Origin of the sequence: Kitasatospora sp. NPDC048298 (assembly GCF_043201465.1) — a bacterium.
GTDB lineage: Bacteria > Actinomycetota > Actinomycetes > Streptomycetales > Streptomycetaceae > Kitasatospora.
In genome coordinates, this window is sequence record NZ_JBICYZ010000141.1 from 3,529 (window position 1) to 4,923 (window position 1,395).

The window sequence follows — 1,395 nt, forward strand, 5'->3', positions numbered from 1 at the left end:
GCTGAGACCTGATGCCGAGCCGATTGTGGTGAAGTGGATGATCCTATGCTGTCGAGAAAAGCCTCTAGCGAGTTTCATGGCGGCCCGTACCCCAAACCGACTCAGGTGGTCAGGTAGAGAATACCGAGGCGTTCGGGTGAACTATGGTTAAGGAACTCGGCAAAATGCCCCCGTAACTTCGGGAGAAGGGGGGCCATTCCTGGTGATGAGTCTTGCACTCTGAGCTGGGGGTGGCCGCAGAGACCAGCGAGAAGCGACTGTTTACTAAAAACACAGGTCCGTGCGAAGCCGTAAGGCGATGTATACGGACTGACGCCTGCCCGGTGCTGGAACGTTAAGGGGACCGGTTAGCTCTGATTCGTCGGGGCGAAGCTGAGAACTTAAGCGCCAGTAAACGGCGGTGGTAACTATAACCATCCTAAGGTAGCGAAATTCCTTGTCGGGTAAGTTCCGACCTGCACGAATGGCGTAACGACTTCTCGACTGTCTCAACCATAGGCCCGGTGAAATTGCATTACGAGTAAAGATGCTCGTTTCGCGCAGCAGGACGGAAAGACCCCGGGACCTTTACTATAGCTTGATATTGGTGTTCGGTTCGGCTTGTGTAGGATAGGTGGGAGACTGTGAAGCAGCAACGCCAGTTGTTGTGGAGTCGCCGTTGAAATACCACTCTGGTCGTGCTGGATGTCTAACCTGGGTCCGTGATCCGGATCAGGGACAGTGTCTGGTGGGTAGTTTAACTGGGGCGGTTGCCTCCTAAAGGGTAACGGAGGCGCCCAAAGGTTCCCTCAGCCTGGTTGGCAATCAGGTGTTGAGTGTAAGTGCACAAGGGAGCTTGACTGTGAGACTGACGGGTCGAGCAGGTACGAAAGTAGGGACTAGTGATCCGGCGGTGGCTTGTGGAAGCGCCGTCGCTCAACGGATAAAAGGTACCCCGGGGATAACAGGCTGATCTTCCCCAAGAGTCCATATCGACGGGATGGTTTGGCACCTCGATGTCGGCTCGTCGCATCCTGGGGCTGGAGTAGGTCCCAAGGGTTGGGCTGTTCGCCCATTAAAGCGGTACGCGAGCTGGGTTTAGAACGTCGTGAGACAGTTCGGTCCCTATCCGCTGTGCGCGTAGGAGTGTTGAGAAGGGCTGTCCCTAGTACGAGAGGACCGGGACGGACGAACCTCTGGTGTGCCAGTTGTCCTGCCAAGGGCATGGCTGGTTGGCTACGTTCGGGAGGGATAACCGCTGAAAGCATCTAAGCGGGAAGCCTGCTTCGAGATGAGCACTCCCACCTCCTTGAGAGGGTAAGGCTCCCAGTAGACGACTGGGTTGATAGGCCGGATATGGAAGCCCTGTAAGGGGTGGAGTTGACCGGTACTAATAGGCCGAGGGCTTGTCCTCAG

The 1,395-nt window shown here is 56.1% G+C and carries 1 other annotated feature (only partly in view).

Going from position 1 to position 1,395, the window contains the following annotated elements:
- Positions 1 to 1,393: a sequence feature (mutual gap in cmsearch alignment for this rRNA model is longer than 100), on the forward strand; it begins 1,644 nt to the left of the window's first position.
- Positions 1,394 to 1,395 lie beyond the last annotated feature (2 nt).